13 protein-coding genes and 1 pseudogene are annotated in these 15,528 nt (G+C 65.9%); 11 read left to right on the top strand and 3 right to left on the bottom strand.

All coding sequences use genetic code 11. The features are described from left to right. Window positions 1-7: 7 nt before the first annotated feature. Both ACFZCE_RS10485 and ACFZCE_RS10480 read left to right on the top strand, forming a co-directional pair. A complete protein-coding gene (locus tag ACFZCE_RS10485; protein WP_390938677.1) occupies window positions 8-853 on the top strand; it encodes an NAD(P)-binding domain-containing protein in 846 nt (281 codons plus the stop codon). 79 nt (window positions 854-932) lie between these two features. Beyond that, window positions 933-2,264, top strand: a complete 1,332-nt coding sequence (locus tag ACFZCE_RS10480; protein WP_390938675.1) for an MFS transporter — start codon at window positions 933-935, stop codon at window positions 2,262-2,264. A 191-nt stretch (window positions 2,265-2,455) separates the two neighbouring features. On the opposite strand, the gene ACFZCE_RS10475 is transcribed toward ACFZCE_RS10480, so the two are convergent. The 3 genes from ACFZCE_RS10475 to ACFZCE_RS10465 all read right to left on the bottom strand — a co-directional run bounded on the left by ACFZCE_RS10475 (window position 2,456) and on the right by ACFZCE_RS10465 (window position 6,132). Continuing rightward, window positions 2,456-3,064 carry a TetR family transcriptional regulator C-terminal domain-containing protein gene (locus ACFZCE_RS10475; RefSeq protein WP_390938673.1) on the bottom strand — a complete coding sequence of 203 codons (609 nt, stop codon included), beginning with the start codon at window positions 3,062-3,064 and terminating at the stop codon, window positions 2,456-2,458. Window positions 3,065-3,153: 89 nt separating this feature from the next. Next, on the bottom strand, window positions 3,154-5,196 hold the full coding sequence (locus ACFZCE_RS10470; protein WP_390938671.1) for an FAD-dependent oxidoreductase: 2,043 nt from the start codon (window positions 5,194-5,196) through the stop codon (window positions 3,154-3,156). 27 nt (window positions 5,197-5,223) lie between these two features. Then, a complete protein-coding gene (locus tag ACFZCE_RS10465; protein WP_390938669.1) occupies window positions 5,224-6,132 on the bottom strand; it encodes a glycine betaine ABC transporter substrate-binding protein in 909 nt (302 codons plus the stop codon). A gap of 133 nt (window positions 6,133-6,265) precedes the next feature. Here ACFZCE_RS10465 and ACFZCE_RS10460 point away from each other — a divergent pair, with 133 nt between their 5' ends. The 9 genes and pseudogenes from ACFZCE_RS10460 (at window position 6,266) to ACFZCE_RS10420 (ending at window position 15,158) form a co-directional block, all read left to right on the top strand. Continuing rightward, entirely contained in the window at window positions 6,266-7,192 is a 927-nt protein-coding gene (locus ACFZCE_RS10460) for a LysR substrate-binding domain-containing protein (RefSeq protein WP_390938667.1), read from the top strand. 107 nt (window positions 7,193-7,299) lie between these two features. After that, complete coding sequence (locus tag ACFZCE_RS10455; protein WP_390938665.1) at window positions 7,300-8,502, top strand: aminotransferase class I/II-fold pyridoxal phosphate-dependent enzyme; 1,203 nt, start codon at window positions 7,300-7,302, stop codon at window positions 8,500-8,502. 103 nt (window positions 8,503-8,605) lie between these two features. Beyond that, a complete protein-coding gene (locus ACFZCE_RS10450) occupies window positions 8,606-9,205 on the top strand; it encodes a hypothetical protein (protein ID WP_390938664.1) in 600 nt (199 codons plus the stop codon). Window positions 9,206-9,408: 203 nt separating this feature from the next. Further along, window positions 9,409-10,110 carry a response regulator gene (locus tag ACFZCE_RS10445; protein WP_390938662.1) on the top strand — a complete coding sequence of 234 codons (702 nt, stop codon included), beginning with the start codon at window positions 9,409-9,411 and terminating at the stop codon, window positions 10,108-10,110. Beyond that, on the top strand, window positions 10,107-11,453 hold the full coding sequence (locus ACFZCE_RS10440) for an ATP-binding protein (protein WP_390938660.1): 1,347 nt from the start codon (window positions 10,107-10,109) through the stop codon (window positions 11,451-11,453). Before ACFZCE_RS10445 ends, ACFZCE_RS10440 begins: the two co-directional genes overlap by 4 nt. Window positions 11,454-11,738: 285 nt before the next feature. Then, on the top strand, window positions 11,739-13,064 hold the full coding sequence (locus tag ACFZCE_RS10435; protein ID WP_390938658.1) for a C4-dicarboxylate transporter DctA: 1,326 nt from the start codon (window positions 11,739-11,741) through the stop codon (window positions 13,062-13,064). 115 nt (window positions 13,065-13,179) lie between these two features. Continuing rightward, the gene (locus ACFZCE_RS10430) at window positions 13,180-14,556 is read left to right on the top strand and encodes a Fic family protein (protein WP_390938656.1); all 1,377 of its coding nucleotides are present in this window, start codon (window positions 13,180-13,182) and stop codon (window positions 14,554-14,556) included. Window positions 14,557-14,608: 52 nt separating this feature from the next. Next, window positions 14,609-14,884, top strand: a pseudogene (locus tag ACFZCE_RS10425) (Fic family protein); the annotation flags it as partial. A gap of 85 nt (window positions 14,885-14,969) precedes the next feature. Next, window positions 14,970-15,158, top strand: a complete 189-nt coding sequence (locus tag ACFZCE_RS10420; RefSeq protein WP_390938654.1) for a DUF1289 domain-containing protein — start codon at window positions 14,970-14,972, stop codon at window positions 15,156-15,158. Window positions 15,159-15,528 lie beyond the last annotated feature (370 nt).

Below are 15,528 nucleotides of genomic sequence, written 5' to 3'. Positions count from 1 at the left end.
TGCTGCCATGAACGTTGCCTTTATCGGCCTGGGCGCCATCGGCCTGCCCATGGCCAAGCGAATCCAGCAAGCCGGCCACGCGCTGGTCGGCGTTGAGTTGAGTGAACAGAACCGCGCCACCGCCCTGGCCCAGGGCGTGGAAGCCAGTGCCCACTGGAACACCGCGAGCGCCGCCGAGGTGGTGGTGGTGATGGTCGCCACCCCGGCCCAGTTGGCCGCGTTGGTCGGCCAGTTCAGTGAACTGCGCGCCGGCCAGCACTGGGTGATCATGAGCACCGTGGGCCCGGATTCGGTGCGCGAACAAGCGCTGCGCCTGCAGGCCCTGGGAGCCAACGTGGTCGACGCCCCGGTGACCGGCGGCGTGGCCCGCGCGCTGACCGGCAGCCTGTTGATCTTCGCCTCCGGCCATGCCGACGCGGTGGCCACGGTGCGCCCGGTGCTGCAAGCCATGGGCGAGGTGAAGGATGCCGGCGAACAGGTCGGCGACGGCCAGGCGATCAAGGTGGTCAACCAGCACCTGTGTGCGGTGAACATGGTCGCCGCCGCCGAAGCGCTGAGCCTGGCCAAGGCCTTGGGGATGGACCCGGCCAAGGTGCTGGCGCTGGTCGAACGCGGCGCCGGGGGCTCGTGGATGCTCTCTGACCGCGGCCCGCGGATGCTCGAGGGCACCGACACGCAGGTCACCAGCATGGTCGACATCTTCGTCAAGGACAGCAGCCTGGTGGCCGAAGCCGCCCGCGGTTGCAACGCCCAGGTGCCGCTGCTGGCCACCGCCCACGCGCGTTTTTGCCAGGCCGCGGACGCGGGCCTGGGCAAGCGCGACGACAGCCGGGTGATCGAAACCTGGTCGTAGTAGCGTATTAATATCGCAGTGCCGAAAAAGGGGGCCCTCGCGCCCCCGACACAACAACAATAAGCCTCGGAGTTACCCCATGAGCCACTCACCAGCGGCCCCCGCCCAACCCCATGATCGCGCGGCGAAAACCTCGTTCGCCTCGATGGTCGGTTCGGCGGTCGAAAGTTATGACTTCTTTATCTACGGCACCGCGGCGGCGGGCTGGTTCGGCAGTGTGTTCTTCCACACCACCGAGCCGATCGTCGGCATCCTGGCGGCCTTCGCCACCATGGCCGTGGGGTTTTTCATGCGCCCGCTGGGCGGCTACCTGGCCGGGCACTACGGTGACCGCATCGGCCGCAAGGCGGTGTTGCTGTGGTCGCTGCTGCTGATGGGCGGCGCCACTGTGCTGATCGGCGCCTTGCCGACCTACTCCCAAGCCGGCGTGTGGGCACCGTTGCTGTTGATTTTGCTGCGTATGCTGCAGGGCATCGGCTTTGGCGCGGAGTGGGGCGGGGCGGTGCTGATGGCCTGTGAGCACGCGCCACCCAAGCGCCGCGGCTTCTTTGGCGCGGTGCCGCAGATCGGCATTCCGGCGGGCCTGCTGATGGCCAACGGTGCGTTTCTTGCGTCGGCGGCGTTGTTCGAGGGTGATTGGGTCTGGCGCGCGCCGTTCCTGGCGTCGGTGCTGATGGTCGGCGTGGGCCTGTGGATCCGCCTGGGCGTGAGCGAATCGCCTGAGTTCGAAAAAATGAAGGCAGAGAACAAATTGGTCAAGCAACCGGCGCTGGAAGTGATCCGCAGCGACTGGCGCAAGATCCTGCAGATCATGGGCCTGCGCTTGGCCGAAACCGGCGGTTACTACATCGCCACCAGCTTTATGCTGAGTTACGTGTTGCTTGCCGGTGTGGCGACCAAGCAGAACGTGCTCTGGGGCACGATGATCGGCTCGGCGCTGGGCCTGGGCAGCCACCTGTTGTACGGCGCGCTGAGCGACCGCATCGGGCGCAAGCCGGTGTTCCTGATCGGCTCGTTGTTCACCATCGCCTTTGGCATCCCGATGTTCATGATGGTCAACAGCGGCTCGGTGGTATTGATTGCCGCAGCGGTGGCGCTGGCGCTGTTGCTCAGCCACGACCCGATCTTCGCGGTCGAGGCCAGTTGGTTCACCGAGCAGTTCCCGGCCAACGTGCGCTCTTCGGGGATCTCCCTGGGCTACAACGGCGCCTCGCTGGTGGCAGGCCTGCTGCCGTTCGTGGCCACCGGCTTGTACGGTATGGTCGGTTGGGTGGGCCCGGCGGTGCTGTTCAGTTGCCTGGGCGTGGTCAGTACGCTGTGCGCGCTGCGCATGCGCGAAACCGCGCCGGCGGTGGCCAAGCCTGAGATTGAAGGGCTGCGGGCCGCGGGGTTGCGGATGCAGCAATCCTGATCGGTTGGCCCCTCGCCCGGCACAGCCGGAGTGCCGGACCACGGCCTCCCACAAGGTTGTGTAAGTACTTGATTTAATGGGAAACACAGAACCCGTGGGAGGCCGGCTGTGCCGGGCGATAGGCCAGCCAGGTCATGCGCTCGGTAAAACCATCGAGAGAAGTCGGGGCTTTTCACCCTCACGAAGGGCCCTCAAGCCGGCAACCCACACCCCGCCAACACCAAGGTGAGGATCGTCTTCACCGCCACCTCGTAATCCGCCTCGTCGAGCTTCGGTTTGCCGGTCACGGTGCTGATCTGCCAGTCGAAGTCGGCGTAGGTCTGGGTCGACGCCCACAGGGTGAACATCAAGTGCTGCGGGTCGATCGGGGCCATCTTGCCCTGGTCGATCCAGCCTTGCAGGCAGGCGATGTTATGCCGCGCCTGGCGGTCCAGCCGCTCTACCAGGTCCGCCGCCAGGTGCGGCGCGCCGTGCATGATTTCGCTGGCGAACACCTTCGAGGCATGGGGCAGCTCACGGGAGATGCGCACCTTGGCGCGCACGTACTGGCTCAACACCTCGCGCGGTTCGCCTTGCGGGTCGAACGGTGCCGAGGCGGCCAGGATCGGTTCGATGATGCTCGCCAGCACCTCGCGGTAGAGGTTTTCCTTGCTCTTGAAGTAGTAGTACACGTTGGGCTTGGGCAGCCCGGCGTGCTCGGCGATGGTCTGGGTTTTGGCGGCGGCGAAGCCCTTGGCTGCGAATTCTTCACTGGCAGCGCGCAGGATCAACGCCCGGTTGCGTTCGCGAATGCTGCTCATCGGCGGTGCGGGGGCCCTGTGTTGCCGCCCGGTGGCAGGTAAAAGGAAGCGGGCGGGGGCCGCTAGGGTAGCACAGCCCCCGCCAGGCTTCAGAGCGCCAGCGACAAGCGCAGGCCGTCATAGATGGCCGCGTGGATGTCGCGGCTGGCCACCGCGTCGCCAATCCGGAACAGGCTGAACTTGCCCTGCGGGTTGGGCGCTAGGGTTTGCGGGCGCACCTCGGTGAACGCCTCGTGGTCCAGCTCGCCTCGGTTGCGCGAGCCTTCCTTGAGGGCGAAGTACAGCTCATCCATCGGCAGCGTGCCGTGCTCGACGACCACGTGGTCCACCGTGCGCTCATAGTGGGCGCGGGTGGCCTCGCTCCACAGCGTGGCGACCAGGTGGCCGCCGTCGCGGCGCACCGCCACCAGGCGCTGGGAAAAGGTTTGCTGTACGCCATGCTCGACGAACGCCTTGAGGTAAGCCGGCATGTTCAGCCCGCCTACGTCCGGGCCGAGCATCGCCTCGCCGGTCACCAACTCCACCGTGACCTCTGGGCTTTGCGCCAGCACCTCGGTGCAGCTCATGGCCTGGTGGCCGCCGTGGCCGTCGAACACCAGCACCCGGCCCTGGGGTTTGAAGTCACCGGTGAGCACGTCCCAACTGCTGTGCACCAGCTCGTTGCCCGCCTCGAGGAAGTCGCAGTCAGGGATGCCGCCGGTGGCGACGATCACCACGTCGGGCGCCAGGGCGAGCACGTCGTCGGCCTCGGCATAGCAGTTGTAGCGAATGCTCACCCCCAGCCGCTCGCACTCGCTCAGGCGCCAATCGACCACGCCGATCAACTCGCGGCGGCGAAACGGCGTGGCCGCCACGCGCACCTGGCCGCCGGCTTTGTCGGCCGCCTCCAGCACGCTCACCCGGTGCCCGCGCTCGGCGCACACCCGCGCCGCCTCCAGCCCGCCGGGGCCGGCGCCGATCACCACGACATGCTTGCCCGGGTTGCTGCTTGGCGGGGTGAGCTGGGGAATGCGCGCCTCGCGGCCGGTGGCCGGGTTGTGAATGCAGTGCGCCTCGCCGGAAATATAAATGCGGTCGATGCAATAACTGGCGCCCACACAGGGGCGAATGCGTTCTTCTTCGCCAGCGATGACCTTGGCCAGCAGGTACGGGTCGGCCATCTGCGGGCGGGTCAGCCCGACCAGGTCGACCAGCCCTTCGCGCAGGGCGTGGCGGGCGGTGGCCACGTCACTGATGCGCGCGGCGTGCATCACCGGCACCGGCACCGCGCGGCGCACTGCCCCGGCCAGCTCCAGGTGCGGCCCAGCGGGGGTGCCCATGCCAGGGATCACCCGCGCCAGCGCCTCGCCGCTGTCGATGCGGCCCTTGGTCACGCTGATGAAATCCATGCCGTGGTCGGCCAGGGCGCGGGCGATGGCCAGGCCTTCTTCCTGGCCCAGGCCACCGGGCATGTCTTCATCCACCGCCATGCGCACGCCGATGATGAACTGCGGCCCCACCGCCTTGCGCATCGCCGCGAGCACCTCCAGGGGGAACCGCAGGCGCCCCTCGAGGCCGCCGCCGTAGCCGTCTTCACGGCCGTTGCCGGGGCTCCAGAACGCGTCGAACAAGTGCCCGTAAGCTTCGATCTCCACCCCATCCAGGCCACCGGCCTTGCAGCGTTCGGCGGCTTCGGCGTACTGGCGTACGATGCGCTGGATGTCGAAGTCTTCCATCTGCTTGGTGAAGCTGCGGTGGCTGTGTTCGCGGCCCCGCGTGGGCCACATCAGCGGCAGCCAGTCATCGGTGAAGTTGCTCGCGCGCCAGCCCAGGTGCGACAGTTGGCACATCACCGCGCTGCCGTGCTGGTGCACGGCGTCGGCCAGCTCTGCCAGCCATGGCACCACTTCGTCCTTGTACAGGTGCAGGTTGCCGAACGCCGGTGGGCTGTCGGCGGCGACGATCGCCGAGCCGCCGATCATGCTCAGCGCCACCCCGCCCTTGGCTTTTTCTTCGTGGTACAGCCGGTAGCGCGCCCGCGGCATGCCGCCCTCGGAGTAGGCCGGCTCGTGGGAGGTGCTCACCACCCGGTTGCGCAGGTGCAGGTTTTTCAGGGTAAAGGGTTGCAACAGCGGATCATTGGCGCTGGCCATGGTGCATCCTCATCGATGGCGGCGAAATCAGGGCTGGGCGGTGCTGGCGGTCTGCGCCGCTGGGGCGAACATCGCGGCAAAGCGCGCCTGGTTGGCGGCGTAGTAATCGGCCACGACTTTGTCGGTCGAGCTGCCCTTGGCGTCCATCATCAGTTTTTCGAGGTCTGCCAGCGGCATGCTGTAGTGGGCGAAGAAGTACGCCACCTGCGGGTACTGCGCGCTGAAGCCCTTGCGCGCCACGGCGTGGATCTGCTCAGCGCCGCCGAACAGGCCTTTCGGCTCCTTGAGGTAGCGCAGCTTCCATTTGGAGAACATCCAGTGCGGGTTCCAGGCGTTGATCACCGACCACTGGCCGCGTTTGAGGTTGCGGTCCATCTCGGTGAGCATGCCGGTTTCGGAGCTGGCCACCAGCTTGTAGCCCTTGAGCTGGTACTCGTCGATGGCCTTGAGCGAGAGCTTGTACTGGCCGTTGCCGGCCTCGGAGGTGAGGATCTGGCTGTTGAGCTTGGCCTTGACCTCGGGCTTGTTGAGGTCTTCGACGGTCGCCACTTCGCTTTCCGGCACGATGTCGGGCACCGCCCAGCCGATGCGGCCCTCATAGAGCACACCGAGGTCTTCGAGCTTGTCTTTGTACTTGTCGTAGTAGCCCTTGTGGGTGTTGGGCAGCCAGACCATCGGGATCAGGTCGATGCTGCCGTTGGCCAGGGCCTGGAACTGAATGCCGATGTCGGCCTGGACCATCGTCACCGGTTGCTTGAGGTGGTCCTTGAGCGCGGTTTCGGCGAGCTTGGCGGTGATTTCGGTGTCCGACCAGTTCACCCAGCCGATGCGCACCGGGGCGGGGTCGGCCGCTTGGGCGAGGGCGGCACAGCTGGCGAGCGCCAGGCCGGCGAGCCAGCCATAAGCTTTTGGGCTATACAACGAGAGGGCGTGCATGGGCTTCTCCTTACCGTTAGGTATTGTTTTTGCTTGGCAGTAGAAGAAAACGCGGGCTGTTTTTCTTTGATAACACCAAAGCCGGGCCCAGGGCACAACCGATTAATACTGCCGGTTGCCATGAGGAAAAATTATGGAAAGGCTACGCCGGCGTTTGCCGCCGCTCACCGCCCTGGTGGTGTTCGAAGCCGCCGCGCGGCTGCAAAGCTTCACCCTCGCCGCGCAAGAGATGTGCATCACCCAGGCCGCGGTCAGCCGGCAGATCCGCCAGCTTGAGGAGCACCTGGGCAACCCGCTGTTCATTCGCAACCACCGCAGCGTGGCGCTGACCACCGCCGGCCAGCGGCTGTTCGGCGCGGTCGACGAAAGCCTCGAACGCATCGCCCAGGCCAGCACGGAAATCCGCGGCGACGCCAGTGATGCGGTGACCATCGCCGCGACCATCTGCATGTCGACCTACTGGCTGATGCCACGCCTGGACGCCTTCCAGCAAGAGCACCCGAATGTGGCGCTGCGCCTGTTCGCGCTGGACCGCGAGGTGGATTTGCGCGCCGAGAACGTCGACATGGCAATCACCTGCGGCAGCGAAGGCCAGCGCCACGGCGTGCGCATGGCGCACCTGATGGACGAAGAACTGGTGCCGTTGTGCAGCCCGGCGTACCTGGCGGGGAGGGTGCTGCGCGAGCCCGGCGAACTGCTCGGCGAACGCCTGCTCAACCTCGACCGCGAGCACTGGCGTGGCTTCAACTGGGCGGTGGTCGACTGGGCGGCGTGGTTCGACCACATGCAGGTGCGCGGCACGCTGCCGGCGGCGCGGTTGGCGTTCAACAACCATGCCCAGCAGATCCAGGCCACCCTCGACGGCCGCGGCATCGCCCTGGGCAGCCCGCGCATGCTCGCCGACCTATTGGCCAGCGGGCGGCTGGTGGAAGTGTTGCCGCAGCGGCTGAACACCCGCCGCGGCTATTACCTGGCGATCAACGAACATTCCACCCGGCCGCGGGCGGTGGCCGAGTTGCAGGGCTGGCTGGAACGGGTCAGCCATGCCGCGATGGCATGATGTCGGGAATTATCGTCGCTTGTGGGGTGGGGGTTGGGCTTTGATACTTCGAGATAACGCTGCCCTAAGCCCCAGCCCCAGCCCCAGCCCCAGCCCCGAGCCCTACCATGACCGAACAGCCTTCCTACCGCTTCGCCCCCGCCTTCGAGGCTCCCAGCGGTTCCGCGATCCGCGAGCTGTTCAAGTACCTCTCGCAACCGGGGATGATCTCCTTTGCCGGCGGCTACCCGCCCCCGGCGCTGTTCGACCAGGCCGGCCTGGCGGCGGCGGCCGAGCGTGCCTTGCGCGAGGCACCGATCGACTGCCTGCAATACGCCGCCACTGAGGGCCTGCCGATGCTGCGCGAGCAGTTGCAGGCGCTGATGGCGCGGCGCGGCTGCCCCGTGGCGCTGGATGAACTGATGGTCACCACCGGCTCGCAGCAGGGCCTGGATTTACTGATCAAGGTACTGCTCAGCCCGGGGGACCGCGTGCTGGTCGAGCGCCCCACTTACCCGGCCACCTTGCAGGCGCTGCGCCTGGCCGGTTGCGCGCTGGCCGGGGTGGCCACCGATGCCCAGGGCCTGAGCACCGAGGCCTTGGCCGAACAACTGGCCGGGCAGCCGCGCGGGCACTTCCGCCTGCTGTACTGCGTGCCGAGTTTCGCCAACCCCACCGGTGCCTGCCTGCCGCTGGCGCGCCGCTTGGCGTTGCTGGCGCTGGCGGCCGAGCACGATTTTCTGATCGTCGAGGACGACCCGTACGGCGCCCTGCGCTTCCGTGGCGAGGCACTGCCGTCGTTGTTTGCCCTGCAAAACCAGGTGCCCGGCGCGCAAGGGCGGGTGGTGCACCTGTCGAGCCTGTCGAAGGTGGTCGCGCCGGGCCTGCGGGTAGGCTGGATGGTCGCGCCGCTGCCGGTGCGCCAGCGCTGCACCATCGCCAAGCAAACGGTCGACCTGTGCACCTCGCCATGGGCCCAGCGCATCGCCGCCGAGTACCTGGCCGCCGGCGCCCTGGAGCAGCACCTGCCGGCCCTGGTGGCCGGCTACCGGGCCAAGGCCGAGCGCATGCTCGCCGGCCTGGCCGGGCTTGCCGAGCACCTGGAGGTGGCGCCGCCGGAGGGCGGGATGTTCGTGTGGGGGCGCTGCCGCCATGGCGTGCAGGCCCGCGAGGTGTTCGAGCGGGCGGTTGAGCACAACGTGTTGTTCGTGCCGGGGGCGGCGTTTTTTGGCGACCAGCCCGACCCCAGCAGCCTGCGCTTGTCGTTCGCCGCGCCGGGGCTCGAGGCCATCGACCAGGGCCTGGAACGCTTGCGCGCGGCTTTTGCCTGAGCGGTTCAGCGCAGGTTCAGGGAGGGTTCAGGGGCCGTTCAGGGCGGCCCTCATAACCTGAGCGCATCCAAACCACGGGCATCCGCCCGATAAGGAGCGCTAGATGAAAACCCTGCAAAGCCTGCTGCTCGCCACCGCCTTCTTTGGCGCGACCCAACTGGCCCAGGCCGCAGATTCGACCTTCGCCGGCATCACCTACGGCCAGACCAGCGACCAGTTCGACAAGTCCAACCCGCTCAACGCCAACCTGGGCAACCCGGGTACCGACGGCATCATCAAGCATGAAAACACTGGCGGCATCCGCGTGGGCCAGCAGAACGACCAGGGCCGTTACTACGCCACCTACGAGTACAACGCCGGCAGCCACCAAGGGCTGAAGCTGCGCCAGCAGAACCTGCTCGGCAGTTATGACCTGTTCTACCCGGTGGCCAGCAACACCAAGCTGTTCGGCGGCGGCACCCTGGGCCTGACCGAGCTCACGCAAAAGAGCGCCGGCTATGGCCACGACAGCGGCACCGGCTATGTGATCGGCGCGCAAGCCGGTATCCTCCAGCAACTGTCGCAGAACGTGTCGGTGGAACTGGGTTACCGTTACCTGCTGAGCAACGCCAAGGTCGACTTCGACCAGGCGGGCGAGAAGCAGGGCTCGTTGCAGATGAACAGCTCGGCGCAAACGTACCTGGCGGCGAACTATCACTTCTGATGGCGTTGAGGGCCCTTCGCGCGGCTGTGCCGTGATGCTGTTCACTTAAGCAATTTTACCGAGCGCATGACCTGACTGGCCCATCGCCCGGCACAGCCGGCCTCCCACCAGATTTGTGTAAGTACTTGATTTACTGGGCAACACAGAACCCGTGGGAGGCCGGCTGTGCCGGGCGAAGGGCCCCCACAGAAACCGGAGCCTCAATGAAACTACTGGTGGTCGAAGACGAAGCGCTGTTGCGCCATCACCTGAAAACCCGGCTGGGTGAAAGCGGCCACGTGATCAGCGCGGTGGCCAACGCCGAAGAGGCGTTGTACCAGGCCGAGCAGTTCCACCATGACCTGGCGGTGATCGACCTCGGCCTGCCGGGCATGGGCGGGCTGGATTTGATCCGCCAACTGCGCAGCGCCGGTAAAACCTTTCCGATCCTGATCCTCACCGCCCGCGGCAACTGGCAAGACAAAGTCGAAGGCCTGGCCGCCGGCGCCGACGACTACGTGGTCAAGCCGTTCCAGTTCGAAGAGCTCGAAGCGCGCTTGCATGCGCTGCTGCGCCGCTCCAGCGGCTTTACCCAGGCCAGCATCGTCGCCGGCCCGCTGGCTCTGGACCTGAACCGCAAGCAGGGCAGCCTTGATGGCGAGGCGCTGAACCTCACCGCGTTCGAATACCGCATCCTCGAGTACCTGATGCGCCATCACCAGCAGGTGGTGGCCAAAGACCGCCTCATGGAGCAGTTGTACCCCGATGACGACGAGCGCGACCCGAACGTGATCGAAGTGCTGGTAGGGCGCATCCGCCGCAAGCTCGAAGGCGCGCCGGGGCGCTTCGACGGCTTCCCCGACGGCTTCAAGCCGATCGAAACCGTGCGCGGGCTGGGCTACCTGTTCACCGAGCGTTGCCGATGACCCGTTCGCTGCGCCTGCGCTTGATGCTGGGGGCGGCAATCCTCTCGGTGCTGTTCATGGCCGGGTTGCTGCCGGCGCTGCAAAGCGCGGTGAGCCTGGCGCTCAAGGAGGCCATCGAGCAACGCCTGGCCTCGGACGTGACCACGCTGATTTCCGCGGCGCGGGTAGAAGGCGGCCAGTTGCGCATGCCTGACCTGCTGCCCGACGAGCGCTTCAACCTGCCTGACGGCCGCCTGCTCGGCTACGTGTACGACCGCCGCGGCAAGCTGGTGTGGCGCTCGCGCGCCGCCGCCGAGGAGAACGTGGCCTACACCCCGCGCTACGACGGCGCCGGCAATGAGTTCTCCCGCGCGCAAAGCGACGACGGCCGCCAGTACTGGGTGTACGACGTCGAAGTGAAGCTGCTCGGCGGCCAGAGCGCGGCCTACAGCTTTTTGGCCTTGCAGTCGGTCGACGACTACCAGAACACCCTGCGCAACCTGCGTGAGCACTTCTACCTGGGCTTTGGCGCCGCCTTGCTGGTGCTGCTGTTACTGCTTTGGGGCGGGCTGACCTGGGCGCTGCGCTCGTTGCGGCGAATGAGCACCGAGCTCGATGAGGTGGAAGCCGGCCACCGTGAAGACCTTTCCGACGACCACCCGCGTGAGCTGCTGCGCCTGACCCGCTCGCTCAACCGCCTGCTGCGCAGCGAGCGCGAGCAGCGGGGGCGCTACCGTGACTCGCTGGGCGACCTGGCGCACAGCCTGAAAACCCCGCTGGCGGTGCTGCAAGGGGTGAGCGAGAACATCGCCCAGCGTGGCCAGAGCCTGGACCAGGCGTACATCCTGCAGCAACAGATAGAACGCATGAGCCAGCAGATCGGCTACCAGCTGCAGCGCGCCAGCCTGCGCAAAAGCGGCCTGGTGCGCCACCATGCCGCCCTGCGCCCGCTGGCCGAAAGCGTGTGCGCCACCCTCAGCAAGGTGTACCGCGACAAGCCCGTGCGGGTGCGCTATGAGCTCGCCGAGCCGGGCCTGGTGCCGATGGAGGAGGGCGCCTTGCTCGAACTGCTCGGCAACCTGCTGGAAAACGCCTACCGGCTGTGCCTGGAACAGGTGGCGATCATCCTCAAGGACGACGGCCAGGGCCTGGCGCTGTTCATCGAGGACGACGGCCCCGGCGTGCCGGCCGGCCAGCGCCAGCGCATCCTGCAACGGGGCGAACGCCTCGACACCCAACACCCCGGCCAGGGCATTGGCCTGGCGGTGGTCAAGGACATCATCGACAGCTACGACGCCCAGCTCACCCTGGACGAATCCGCCCTCGGCGGCGCGGCATTCCGCATCCGCTTTCGCCCGCAGTAGCGTGGCGGTTTTCCGCCAACGGCGCGGGGCGGTAGGTGGCGATTGGCGGAAACCCGCCAGCCTTGCCGCGGCCCTATACGCTTCTATACTCACTGCAACCCCCGTCAATGCTAGCGAAACGCCTTATCCCGGCAGGCTGGCACGCGCCTTGCGATAGGGAACGCAGGCCACCGCTACCGGTGGGGCCATGCCAACAACAAATCCCTCCAGACAGGAGGGTTCGCACACAAGGTGTCGTGAGCGTTTGGCCAGGGATAGCCAGACGATACGCTTGAGGAAATTGCTATGACTGCTTCGACTGCGCGCCAGCCGCTCTACAAATCGCTGTACTTCCAGGTGATCGTCGCGATCATCATCGGTGTCCTGATCGGCCACTTCTACCCGGACACCGGCAAGGCCCTCAAGCCGCTGGGCGACGGCTTCATCAAACTGATCAAGATGGTCATCGCGCCCATCATCTTCTGCACCGTGGTCAGCGGCATCGCCGGCATGCAAAGCATGAAGTCGGTCGGCAAGACCGGCGGCTACGCCCTGCTGTACTTCGAAATCGTTTCGACCATCTCGCTGATCATCGGCCTGGTGGTGGTCAACGTTGTCCAGCCTGGCGCTGGCATGAACGTCGACCCGGCCACCCTCGACGCCTCGAAGATTGCCAGCTACGTGAGCCAGGGCGCTGACCAGAGCGTGATCGGCTTCATCCTCGGCATCATCCCCGACACCATCTACAGCGCCTTCGCCAAGGGCGACGTGCTGCAGGTGCTGATGTTCTCGGTACTGTTCGGCTTCGCCCTGCACCGCCTGGGCGCCTACGGCAAGCCGCTGCTCGACCTGATCGATCGCTTCGCCCACGGCATGTTCAACGTGATCAACATGATCATGAAGCTCGCCCCGCTCGGCGCGCTGGGCGCCATGGCCTTCACCATCGGTGCCTACGGCGTGAGCTCGCTGGTGCAACTGGGCCAGCTGATGATCTGCTTCTACATCACCTGCGTGCTCTTCGTGCTGCTGGTGCTGGGCGCGATCTGCCGCTTCCACGGCTTCAGCGTGCTGCGCGTGGTGCGTTACATCCGTGAAGAACTGCTGATCGTGCTGGGTACCTCGTCGAGTGAATCGGCCCTGCCGCGCCTGCTGGCCAAGATGGAACGCGCCGGCGCCGCCAAGTCGGTGGTGGGCCTGGTGATCCCGACCGGTTACTCGTTCAACCTCGACGGCACCTCGATCTACCTGACCATGGCCGCGGTATTCATCGCCCAGGCGACCAACACCCACATGGACATCACCCACCAGATCACCCTGCTGGCGGTGCTGCTGCTGTCGTCCAAGGGCGCGGCCGGCGTGACCGGTAGCGGCTTCATCGTGCTGGCGGCCACCCTCTCGGCGGTGGGCCACCTGCCGGTGGCGGGCCTGGCGCTGATCCTCGGCATCGACCGTTTCATGTCCGAAGCCCGCGCGCTGACCAACCTGGTCGGCAACGCCGTGGCCACCCTGGTGGTTGCCAAGTGGGTTGGCGAGCTGGACGAAGCCAAACTGCAAAGCGAACTGGCTTCTGGCGGCGCGCCGCTGGAACTGACCACCCCCCAGGACGACCTGGGCGTGGCGGAAACCCGCTAAGGGTTAGCCGGCAAGCACTGAAAAGCCCCTCCTGGTGAGGGGCTTTTTTGCATTCAGGGCTTGGTGAAGCGGCCAATGTGAGCGTAGGCTTGTCTCAATTTCGAGAGGTTTTGAGATGAAAACGATCAAGCCGCCTCCGGAGCATTCGCTCGAGCCGTTCGGCGACATCGTTGGCCATGCGCCACTCGACCTGCCGCGGTACATGGCGTTTGTTTCGCCGCTAGACAGCAAAGGCCGCTACCTACCCTACGACAAGCTGCGTTTTCGCATCCCCCAGGGCTTGGACCACCGGCTGGTCTGGAGCGTGGTCAAGTTCGGCCGCCAGGGCCAGGCGCAGGTACTCGCCGAGATGGGCGCGCCGGCACGTACCTGTACGGTGTTTCTCACCCCCGCCATTCAGGAGGCGGTGTCGGCGGTTGACCGCCACGCCACCACCGCGCGGCTGGAGCTGCTCGGGCGGCAACTGGGCGAGGAGCAACGGTTGGGCTATCTGCTCAACGATCTGATTCAGGACGAAGCCATCAGCAGTAGCCAGTTGGAGGGGGCGGCGACCACCACCGCCGTGGCCAAAGACATGCTGCGCGCAGGGCGCAAGCCGAGAACGCCTGATGAGCGCATGATCCTTGGCAATTTCCGCCTGATGCAATGCGCCTGGCGCCTGCGTGACCAGCCGCTGAGCGTGGAGTTGATCCAGCAACTGCACAGTGAAGGGGTAGAGGGCCTGGACGACGACGCCTACCAACCGGGTGCGTTTCGCCAGGGCGACGACGTCGTGGTCGAAGACGGCGAGGGCAACGTGGTGCACCAACCGCCGCCGGTTCAGGGCCTGGAGGCGCGCATCGAGCGCTTTGCGCGCTGGCTGAACGACGAACACGGCCCCCACCGTGAAGCCTTGGCCCGGCACCCGCTGATCAAGGCGATCGTGGTGCATTTTTTCATTGGCTACGAGCACCCGTTTCGCGATGGTAACGGGCGGGTGGCGCGGTCGCTGTTCTACTGGTATCTGTTCAAGCATGGCTACGGCGCGTTTCGCTACATCGCCCTGAGCACCCTGCTCAAGGAGGCCAACGTGCAGTACGGGCGCAGCTATCTGTACAGCGAAACCGACGGCATGGACCTGACCTATTTCGTCGACTTCCAGGCGGCGATGATCCTGCGCGCGGTGCGCGGTTTTATCGACTGCCATGAAAACAGCCTGCGGCAGATCACCGCTTTCAACCATTACCTCTATGACACAGGCCTGTACCGGCAACTCAGTGACAAGCAGCAAGTGCTGTTGCAGGCCGCGCGCTCGGGGCAAACCCGCTGGTTCACTGCCAACCAGGCCCAGCAGCAACTGGGCTGTGCCTACAACACGGCGGCCACGGCGTTGAACGGGCTGGTGGAGCTCGGCCTGTTCGAAAAACGCCAGCAAGGCCGTGAGTGGGTGTTTTCGAGTGTGGCCGGGCGTACGTTCATGCAGGCGTGGGAAAGCAGACGCGGGGCGGGGTGAGGTTGGCGCGATTCGAGGCAGCGTGGCGCGATTAGCCGAATCGCGCCAAGCCGTGTGGGCCTACGAGCGCTCGGCCCAGGAATACCTGACGATCCGCCAGGCGCTCGCCGAGCCAGACCCATTGCGCCTGGCCTGACGGGCCTTGATCAAGCGCACGATCAAGGATGTGGTGCTGCAGCGGCCTTCCGACCCGGTCGGGTTGATTGCTCGCCATGTGGGCGAGGCCGTGCCCGCTGAGGCCCGCGACAGTGTGCAGGCGCTGATCATCGAGGAACTGCGCCGCCTGCATGAGGGCGTGCTGGCCCGCTACGGCTTGCGCCCCTCTGACCTCCTGGAAGGCCCGCCCGCTACCTTGAGCCGAACCACCTCGCCCGCCGCCGAGTCCAGATGCAAACGGCCAACGAGGTGCCCCCGTGAGCAAAGAGGTGAAGAACCCCTGTATTTCCGAGTGCAAGGTCCGCGACGGCGTGTGCCTGGGCTGCGGGCGGTTGCGTGAGCAGATCAAGGGCTGGAAGGGCATGAAGAAGGCCGAGAAGAAACAGGTGGCCGAAGCCGCGCAGCAGCGGGTGAAGGCGATGAAAAAGGCGCGCAAGAAGGGCTGACAAGGCCACCGGCCCCTCGCCCGGCACAGCCGGAGTGCCGAACCACGGCCTCCCACCGGATTTTTGTAACTACTTGATTTACCGAGCAACACAGAACCCGTGGGAGGCCGGCTGTGCTGTAATGTTGTTCACTTAAGCCATTTCACGGCTTTACGGAAGAGATCAATCTGTGAGCTCTGCTGATTTTGTGCATGAGCTTCAGGGCCCTTCGCCCGGCACAGCCGGCCTCCCACCAGATTTGTGTTAGTGCTTGATTTACAAGGCAACACAGAGCTCGTGGGAGGCCGGCTGTGCTGTAATGTTGTTCACTTAAGCCATTTCACGGCTTTACGGAAGAGATCAATCTGTGAGCTCTGCTGATTTTGTGCAT

This window comes from Pseudomonas sp. NPDC007930 (assembly GCF_042958985.1).
Classification (GTDB): domain Bacteria; phylum Pseudomonadota; class Gammaproteobacteria; order Pseudomonadales; family Pseudomonadaceae; genus Aquipseudomonas.
Note: the sequence above shows the minus strand (reverse complement) of the source record. Positions and strands in the feature narration are given on the sequence as shown.

Coding starts and splice junctions, on each gene's coding strand:
- ACFZCE_RS10485 (WP_390938677.1), top strand. CDS start 8: ATGAACGTTGCCTTTATCGGCCTGGGCGCCATCGGCCTGCCCATGGCC.
- ACFZCE_RS10480 (WP_390938675.1), top strand. CDS start 933: ATGAGCCACTCACCAGCGGCCCCCGCCCAACCCCATGATCGCGCGGCG.
- ACFZCE_RS10475 (WP_390938673.1), bottom strand. CDS start 3,064: ATGAGCAGCATTCGCGAACGCAACCGGGCGTTGATCCTGCGCGCTGCC.
- ACFZCE_RS10470 (WP_390938671.1), bottom strand. CDS start 5,196: ATGGCCAGCGCCAATGATCCGCTGTTGCAACCCTTTACCCTGAAAAAC.
- ACFZCE_RS10465 (WP_390938669.1), bottom strand. CDS start 6,132: ATGCACGCCCTCTCGTTGTATAGCCCAAAAGCTTATGGCTGGCTCGCC.
- ACFZCE_RS10460 (WP_390938667.1), top strand. CDS start 6,266: ATGGAAAGGCTACGCCGGCGTTTGCCGCCGCTCACCGCCCTGGTGGTG.
- ACFZCE_RS10455 (WP_390938665.1), top strand. CDS start 7,300: ATGACCGAACAGCCTTCCTACCGCTTCGCCCCCGCCTTCGAGGCTCCC.
- ACFZCE_RS10450 (WP_390938664.1), top strand. CDS start 8,606: ATGAAAACCCTGCAAAGCCTGCTGCTCGCCACCGCCTTCTTTGGCGCG.
- ACFZCE_RS10445 (WP_390938662.1), top strand. CDS start 9,409: ATGAAACTACTGGTGGTCGAAGACGAAGCGCTGTTGCGCCATCACCTG.
- ACFZCE_RS10440 (WP_390938660.1), top strand. CDS start 10,107: ATGACCCGTTCGCTGCGCCTGCGCTTGATGCTGGGGGCGGCAATCCTC.
- ACFZCE_RS10435 (WP_390938658.1), top strand. CDS start 11,739: ATGACTGCTTCGACTGCGCGCCAGCCGCTCTACAAATCGCTGTACTTC.
- ACFZCE_RS10430 (WP_390938656.1), top strand. CDS start 13,180: ATGAAAACGATCAAGCCGCCTCCGGAGCATTCGCTCGAGCCGTTCGGC.